We start from the raw sequence: 8,374 nt of genomic DNA on the forward strand, positions 1-8,374 counted from the left end.
AGCAGGCATTTCCTGTTTTGCCCGCATTGTCGCGCGCCAGAGAACGTAGATTGTCAGATATCAGTGGAGAAAAATGGATGAGTCGATTGATGAAAGAATTAAAGTTTTTTGCTCGGCAAGGGGGCGGCAGTCATAAGACCTGCAATCATAAGACCTGCAATGATCGCATTCGGATTGCCGGACGTCTGGGCGCATTGTTGTTGAGCCTGAATATTCAGGTGAAAAGCCTGAAGCATTTGAAAACCAAGCACGTAGAACAGTATGTTGATACTCGTTTATCTCAGGGGATCGCCAAGCGAACGGTGCAAAATGAAATGGCGGCACTGCGTAATATCTTTCGGATGGCAGGCCGTGAGAAGTTGGAAACTTCACCGCGCTTGAGTAATCAGGCACTGGGATTACGCTCTCAGGAAGCCGTGCAATGCAGAGCGTCATTGAAAAGCTGGCGCAAACAGCTAGAACAGCCAGAACCGAAACTTCAGGTAGTTTTCGGCACAAAAGGTGGCCGACCACGACAAACCCGTGTGCTGGATGTTGCGGCAGTCCAAGCGTCTGTCGAACAAGCCATTATTATTGGTGAACAACGTAACGGCAGATTGATTGATAAACCTGATCTCAAACAAGCCATGAACTACTGGCGAACACACACTACAAAAATTGGTTTAACCGGTTGCCATTCACCCCATAGTTTGCGGTATGCGTGGGCACAGGATGCACTGAGATTTTATCAACAACAGGGCTTTAGTCATCAGGAAGCGCGGGCACTGGTTTCAATGGACTTGGGGCATGGTGATGGGCGTGGGCGGTATGTCGAACGGGTTTATAGTTGTTCAACTTAGTGTTTCGGTTATTGAGTCCGATAAAACAATCCGTTAAAGTATTCCCGCCATTGGCAAAATCCAATGGTCAAGGTTTTGCAGCCTTGTATCACGAATCACTGGTAGGAAGTTTCTACCAGTGCCCGCTATCACCCTTTCAATGGTGATTCAGGCAGGGGAGGTTAACGCCTCGCCGGAATTCGTGACCGGTCTGCAAACCTTGCTTGAGTCGCCACCATCAATGAATAATTAATGGAAGGGGTAGCAGGAATGAATAACGTTAAAAATGACTGGCATCAAGCAGATATTATTGCTGCATTGCGTAAGCGGGGTACAACTTTAGCGGCTGTTTCTCGTGAAGCGGGATTGAGTTCATCTACACTGGCAAATACGCTTAGCCGTCCGTGGCCTAAAGGCGAATGGATTATTGCTAACTATCTCGAAATACATCCCTCTGAAATTTGGCCTAGTCGATATTACGATCAGTGTGGTCAGCTTATTGAACGTAAAGTTCGCAATAAGTCATAAAATAATCAGTCTGTTATTTGAAAATCACCGGGAAGATAGCCGTCACGGGGTATCTTCTCACTAGCAATAACATTCACTCTTTTCACTTCAATAGCCCTAGTACTACAGCTGTACGCCCGATTGTGGCATGATAGCTTATGATATATTTTCCTGGAAATAGGGGAAGGTGTTCAATGCAATCACCTGTCAACTGGCCGCATGGCTGGGTGAACACTCGCCTGATGGCATTCAGTATTTTCTGGAACGCGCCCGCTGGGATGCCGGGGCGGCCCGCGATATTTTACGCAACTATGTGACTGACCATCTCGGCGATGAGCAAGGGAGCCTTATCGTTGATGAAACCGGATTTATCAAGAAAGGCACCCATTCTGCCGGCGTCCAACGACAGTATAGTGAAACCGCTGGGCGGGTAGAAAACAGTCAGATAGGCGTCTTCCTGTGTTACGCTGGCCGCGGCGGCTATGCCTTTATTGACCGGGCCTTATACCTGCCTGAACCGTGGATTGAGGACCGTCCCCGCTGTGCCGCTGCCGGCATTCCTGACTCAGTGGGCTTTGCCACTAAACCCCAACTCGCGCGCCAAATGTTGGAACGGGCCTTCGATGCCGACGTCCCCTGTCGTTGGGTCACCGCCGATGCCGTGTATGGACGTGATCGCGACCTGCGATGTTGGCTGGAGTCCCGGCATCAACCGTTTGTGTTAGCCATCGCCAAAAGTGACTCACTCTGGTGGCAAGGTCCCACGTCTGTCAGGGCCGATGTGATTGTCGATAAGCAGCCGGCCGAAAGTTGGAAAAAACAGTCCGCAGGACAGGGAGCCAAAGGTGAACGCGAGTATGACTGGATGCGTATTCCGCTTTGGCGTTTACAGACAAGTGAAGAAGAACGGGATTATGGTCATTATCTGCTGGTTCGGTGTAGTCGGGATGAGAAGCGGGAGCGGGCTTATTATGTGGTCTATGCCCCCGAAGCTCAGGCGGAGCTCAAGATGTTGGCTCAGGTGGCCGGACATCGCTGGGAAATCGAAAGCGGTTTTGAAGAGACAAAAGGCGAGTGCGGGCTGGATCATTACGAAGTGCGACAATGGCACAGTTGGTATCGGCATATTACCTTGTCCTTACTGGCCTATGCGGTGCTGGCCGTGTTGCGGATACAGGAGAAAAAAAACACCGGAGGGACTGATAGCCCTGAGTATCCCGGAACTGCGTAAGCTGCTGTCAAAACTGATGGAAAAGACGGAAGCAACTTTCGAACAGATCCTATATTGGTCTTACTGGCGACGACGACATCAATACTGTGCACAACAATGCCATTACCGTCGAAGGGGTAATCCTTTGATTAAAGAGAAATTACAACTGTAGTACTAGTCATAACAAATCTCAACTCTTTCCTCATTTGCTCAAAAAGGGCACTTTCACAGCCCATGTTTATGCACACCTTCCCGTAACCTCCAGCATTGGGTTCTTGTAACTCAAAACGAATGGAGAATGCGATGATCAATTTCAAGCCTAAACTTCCGGCGTTGCTGGGAGCTCTGGCGGTTCTTACCGCTGGTGCTGCTCATGCAGAGTTGCTGGAATATACCTTTAAGGCTCCAGATGGTGCTCAACGGTCTCTGCCTCCGAATGCCAACTATGCCAACCCGACGGGCAACGTTTCGTTTGCCTTGAGTGCCGGTATCGACCGAAAGGTCAAGATCTCGGTACTTCGGTCGGATGGAACAGTGGTTTCGGCAGCGACCAGTCACCTTCTTGGGGCCACGGATCGCATCACGGTGGGTGGAAAATCCTACTATGGTGCGAAACTTCAACTACCAGCTCCTGTGGCTGGATTATATAAAATCAGAGCAGAAATTATTGCATCTGATGGATCGACCGTTCAGACTGATGAATATCCTTTGACTGTTGATATAACCCCTCCAACCTACACGTCTCTCACCCCCGTTTACGATTCCTACGGGCAAGTGATCAGCGGTGATGTTTGGAAATTGGGTATTGGGGGGGCTGAGGATAATGCTTTCCTGATGTCCGGCATTTCTGACGATTCTCCCATCAAAGGCGTACAAGCGAGACTGTATCGCCAGGATGGTTCGCTCTACAAAGATGTGTCAGTGAACTACGATGACGCCAATAAACAGGCGAGGCAGTATTTTGAAAGTGGATTTTTCCCAAGTTCTGACTTAGATGAACTTTTTACTCTTCAATTTGAAGTGATCGACAGTGCTGGAAATAGTTATCTTTCGCCTCGGCAAAAGGTGATGTTTGATGATATCACTAATGCCCCGTCAGCCCCCTTTGGTGTTTTTGACCCGTCTAGCTCAAATAACTTGGGGCCGGGGTTGGTGGGATTTGTGCCATACACTGGTGGAATGGTAGTCAAAACCAACCCCATTAAATTGGCTTGGCGTATTCCACGTAATAACTGGCACGAGTATCGAGAAGGTGGCGTAAACATGGTCAATTCTCTTGGAGAGATGAGCAAAGTTGGCGAGGATGGAAATTACGTCTACTTAGTAACCACATCGCCTTATGGACACACGGATGGAAACTACTGGCGTTGGGTTAACTTTGGGCAGTGGGGAGGTGGGTACATTTCCTACAACCTAACACTGTCTCCATCTGCGTCTCAAAGTCCTAAGCTCTTGGGTGTTGAGTACAACTACAGTGATATTGGGTGGTCGAGCATGTACCGCTACTGGGTTAATAACTCAATTCTCCCTGCCACTGTTAGCAGTATGAGGGTAAAGGTTGAACCCCGACCTTACGTTCAAACAGCAGTACATCGTGGTAGCTGTGAAATACCCGTTGGGCAGGATAGTTGTGTAATTTCCAACAGCTTCACAATGGCGAAGGGTACAACCGGATACGTTCACGATAACGTAACGATTTACAACCCTGATAAGTCATTGCTTTCTAACCCGATGTGGGCAGAAGTAAACTGGAACGATCAGCACTATCCGCAGCTTAGTCAACAGTACGACCAGAACAACAAGGTGTTTACATTGTTTGTAACTCAGCTAGGACGTGGTTCGTACTTTGACAGGCTTCGTTTAAAAAGTGCGTGGATTGAAGACAGTAAAGGGAACAAGCTGTCCCCTACTGGGGGACTTGTTGCTAATAACTGGGAAAATTACACTTACCAATGGGACCTTAAAACGCTCCCTGAAGGGCAGTATAACCTAGTTGCCGCGGCAGAAGAGATGCACGGGCCTTTGACTCGGCTGCCTATGTTTCAGCTCATTTCTGACAGAACGGCTCCAGCGATGACCGTCAGTGTGGCTGATGGCTCAGATATTCAGACCTTGGATGATATTGTCATCACCCTAGCTGATGCCATTGATCCATCACCAAAGCTGACGTCCATTGCCCTTGTTGGTGGCCCAGCCAACGACAAAGTTCAGTTGTCTTGGCGCGAGGAAGTCAAGGGACGTTTCCGTCTGGAATACCCGGTAATGTTCCCATCTTTGAAAGAAGGGGAATCGTACACTCTGACCGTCACAGGTGAAGATGCTCAGGGCAACTCGGTACAAAAGGCCGTCGTCTTTGAGTACAAGCCTCGTCAGGTGATGCTGGCAGATGGTATGGATGGGAAGGTCATGATTCCCGCAGTACCGCATGAGTTTACTCATTCCGATGGTAGCAGAATAATAGAGACCAAGCCTCTGACCCTCAGCGATGGTGCTGTCGTCACAGGTTCCTACGATGTATTTGCGACCCTTCGTTCTGACGCCAAAGTGCCGCTGGTGGTGAATGGAGTTCGTATCGAACCGGGCCAGACAATGGGGATCATGAGCCAACATGATTTTGGTACATCAAGAGGACGTTTGAGCATTCCTGTCAAACCGGCTGTGCTGGATGTGGTCGGGACCTCAAGCCTCCTTGTCATGACTTCTGCACCGAACTCACCCATTTTGACCGTTGACATCAATACTTGGAAGGCTTCGGCCAAGCTCTCTGCTGAATCATGGACGATTCGCCAGGTTATCGATCCGGTGAAAATCTATGCTTTGCCTGATACAGGAGTTCCTTGTCGCTTCACGACGAAACAGGATGTGGCAATGGCCGCAGATCCGATTCGTGACCCTGTGTGTTTGCTCCAGTGGGATAGAACTCCAGACGAAGCGGAACAAACTACCCAAGACAACAACGGCTTGAAGGTCGCAGGGCTAGTGGGACAAGCTGTTAGCATTGGCGACCAACCTGTTGAATACAGCCTGTATTTGTTCAGTGGTGACGGTTCCAAGGTGAAGGTTGGTTCAGGCTCACAAAACCTGACAGTAACTACAGCCTATGGCTCTGTTGGCTACTCGCCGATTGATGATATTGCTCAGGTGAATCGCGTCATTGAAGACTTTGATGTGAACTTCAAGCAGAGCAAAGGTCCTGACTGTTCGATTACCCTCAGCGCTGACCGTGCGAAAAACGAGGCCGCGAACAAGGCTGTGGGCAACGCAAGCCGGACATGTCTGTTTGAGTGGCAGCAGATCCCTGACGGATTGGTCCAAGACCAGTTATCGGAATCGCCGTCGCTGTCAGGCTCCTTGGCCGAGAACGGTGATCACCCTCTGGGTTGGCGGGTAAGTATTTTTACCCGTAATGGTACTCGGGTGACGTTGAACGACGAGACCTTCAATGTCGAAGCCGTTGATCCACCAGCTCCGACTGTTGAACTGTCCTCCAAGTATAACTTCAAAGACAACATCTACATGGTGCCGATGACAGGTAACTACCTGGGTGATGCCATTATCAACTCCGAACGAGCTGATTTGGATATTGCCATCTCGTGCAACTCGGATGTTCTGGAGTCTGAAACCTTCACTCCGGGATGGGGAGCCACCAACAAGGTGTATCGTCGCATCAATACCGATGAGCGAGCGTTGTGGGAGGAGACCACCTACAAGGTGAATACGGCCTACAATAAGGTGCCTGATGTGAAGACGGAGGTTGTCTACCGGGCTATCTCAGCGCCTTCTGACAGCATCCGTCCCATCGTTGAGGTTGAAGGTGATACCGCGATTGACACCCAGGCATTGCCGGTTCGTGTCCTCATTCGTGATCAATACAAGCCTGACGGCGACTATGACGCAAACACGATGGGGGTGTGGAAAGTTCGCCTGATCCAGCAAAAGGCCTACAACGAGACAGTGGCTCTTACTGATTATGCGGAAGCATCAAACGGTGAAGCTCAGTTCTCTGTGGATTTGTCCGGTGTGGATACTTCCTCTGTCCGTATTTCGGCTGAGGCTGTTCTGGACAGCCCTGTTGAAGGTTACAACCGAACAGAGTTGTCGATCAGGCCTGCCTTCCTGACGGTGCTCCGTGGCGGAGCCATCGGTGCTGGAGTGGAGGCTCGTAAGCTATCTGGTGAAGCGCCGTTCACCACAGTATTCACGTTGTCTCTGGCCGACCGTCAGGACCTCCGGGCTACCGGCCAAGTTGTGTGGGAAACCAGTAAGGACGATGGTAAAACCTGGGAACAGTTCATCCCAGAAGATCGATACAAGTATCAGCTTGTGAAGACCTTCGACAAAGGTGAGTACCAGGTTCGAGCTAAGGTGGTGAACGTTAACTCGGGTGCGGAAAAGTACACCGAAACGGTCAGCGTAGTCGCCTATGACAAACCTGATATTGCTGTTATAGGCCCGACTACGTTGTTTGTGGGTAGTGAAGGTAAGTACACCGCGAACTTGATGTTGAACGATGAGCCTCTATCTGAGAGTAGTGCTGTTGTTGAGTGGTCCACTGACGGTGGAAAGACCTACTCGCAGACTGGTAGCAGCATCACGCTTGCAAGTGATGAGGAGACTCGGTTCCGCCTGTGGGCTCGGGTGCGCTCCACCACGGCACCGGCAGATGATGGTTATGCCTATGAAGTGGCGAAGACGGCTGTAGATTTCCGAGCGGTTAAGGCTCCCCACCCTTACGTGACAGGGCCGAGAGTCATTGAGACCGGTAAGAAGTACGTGTTCAAAGCTGAAACCAGCCTGCCTTACCATGGGATGGACGTGAAGCTGAATGGGTTCTTTACGCTGCCTAATGGCTCGATTGTTCAGGGTGATACCGCCGAGTATGTACCTTCGGACACGGACCTCAACCAGGCTACTGTAGAAACGAAGTACACCACCTGGATCGAAGGGTACCGAGATCAGGGTGCAGAGGCCTCACACAGTCTGCGTTCCCGCGTGTGGCAGTATGTATGGCCGAGCTTCGGTATGCAGATCAGAAAGAACGCAGACGTGGCCCCTGCAACAATCACAGCGTCAGTGCGACCAATTGCCTTCAACGGCAAGCTGGAAAAGCCGACCTATGACTGGGAGTTGCCGGAAGGTGCAGTGATTCAGGACAAGCGTCAGGATATTGTCCGGTCCTTTGTGATCAATGAGCCGGGTGACTACAACATCAAGGTGACTGTCCGTGATGCTCGCGGTCATGAGACCGTGATTGAGCAACCGCTCAAGATCGGCCAGGCAGAGCCCTACGCTATCGACCTTCAATACTCCGGCTCGAACAAATACGAGCGTGAGCCTCTGGATGTACTGTTGCGACCGTACATTTCTGGCGGCCACCCACGCGACCGTATTTCAACTCGTGTCTACTCGGTAGACGGAACGCCGTTGGATAGCAGCGGTTACTATGGCAGAGCAACTCTGGGCGCTGGTGAACACAGCATCAAGCTGAAAATAACCTCTGAGATGGGGCATGAAGCTGAGGGTGAGGTGAACATCAATGTGGTAGAGAACAAGTTGCCAGCATGTAGCTTGAGCTCAAGAGAGACTCAGGGATCGTGGATCGTCTATGCGAGCTGCGAAGATACCGATGGTCGTATGAAATCCTACGAATGGACCATTGGCGGTGAGTTGCAGAGCATCAGCTCTGATCGAGTCACTATCAGCAAGGGCACCTATGAAACGATGCCGACCATCTCTCTGGTCGGGGTCGATGACTCTGGAGGTAAATCCGAAGCTGTCACGATGAACTAAGGTTCATTCCTCCCAAGGCCCGGTTCAGACCCTGTCTCTTCTACACAAA

General features: G+C 50.6%; 3 protein-coding genes and 1 pseudogene. All 4 read left to right on the top strand.

Annotated features, from left to right (window positions below):
• Positions 1 to 77 precede the first annotated feature (77 nt).
• The 4 genes and pseudogenes from AAC147_RS17615 to AAC147_RS17630 all read left to right on the top strand — a co-directional run bounded on the left by AAC147_RS17615 (position 78) and on the right by AAC147_RS17630 (position 8,325).
• Positions 78 to 839 carry an integrase domain-containing protein gene (locus AAC147_RS17615; RefSeq protein ID WP_047683301.1) on the top strand — a complete coding sequence of 254 codons (762 nt, stop codon included), beginning with the start codon at positions 78 to 80 and terminating at the stop codon, positions 837 to 839.
• A 249-nt stretch (positions 840 to 1,088) separates the two neighbouring features.
• Positions 1,089 to 1,346, top strand: a complete 258-nt coding sequence (locus tag AAC147_RS17620) for a helix-turn-helix domain-containing protein (protein WP_047683297.1) — start codon at positions 1,089 to 1,091, stop codon at positions 1,344 to 1,346.
• Between the two features lie 187 nt (positions 1,347 to 1,533).
• Positions 1,534 to 2,556 (top strand): annotated as a pseudogene (locus AAC147_RS17625) (IS701 family transposase); the annotation flags it as partial.
• 282 nt (positions 2,557 to 2,838) lie between these two features.
• Positions 2,839 to 8,325, top strand: coding sequence for an Ig-like domain-containing protein (locus tag AAC147_RS17630; RefSeq protein ID WP_047683299.1), 5,487 nt, complete (start codon positions 2,839 to 2,841; stop codon positions 8,323 to 8,325).
• The last annotated feature ends 49 nt before the right edge of the window (positions 8,326 to 8,374 follow it).

This window comes from Xenorhabdus sp. NBAII XenSa04, assembly GCF_963866145.1.
Taxonomy (GTDB): domain Bacteria; phylum Pseudomonadota; class Gammaproteobacteria; order Enterobacterales; family Enterobacteriaceae; genus Xenorhabdus; species Xenorhabdus indica.

Coding starts and splice junctions, on each gene's coding strand:
- AAC147_RS17630 (WP_047683299.1), top strand. CDS start 2,839: ATGATCAATTTCAAGCCTAAACTTCCGGCGTTGCTGGGAGCTCTGGCG.
- AAC147_RS17620 (WP_047683297.1), top strand. CDS start 1,089: ATGAATAACGTTAAAAATGACTGGCATCAAGCAGATATTATTGCTGCA.
- AAC147_RS17615 (WP_047683301.1), top strand. CDS start 78: ATGAGTCGATTGATGAAAGAATTAAAGTTTTTTGCTCGGCAAGGGGGC.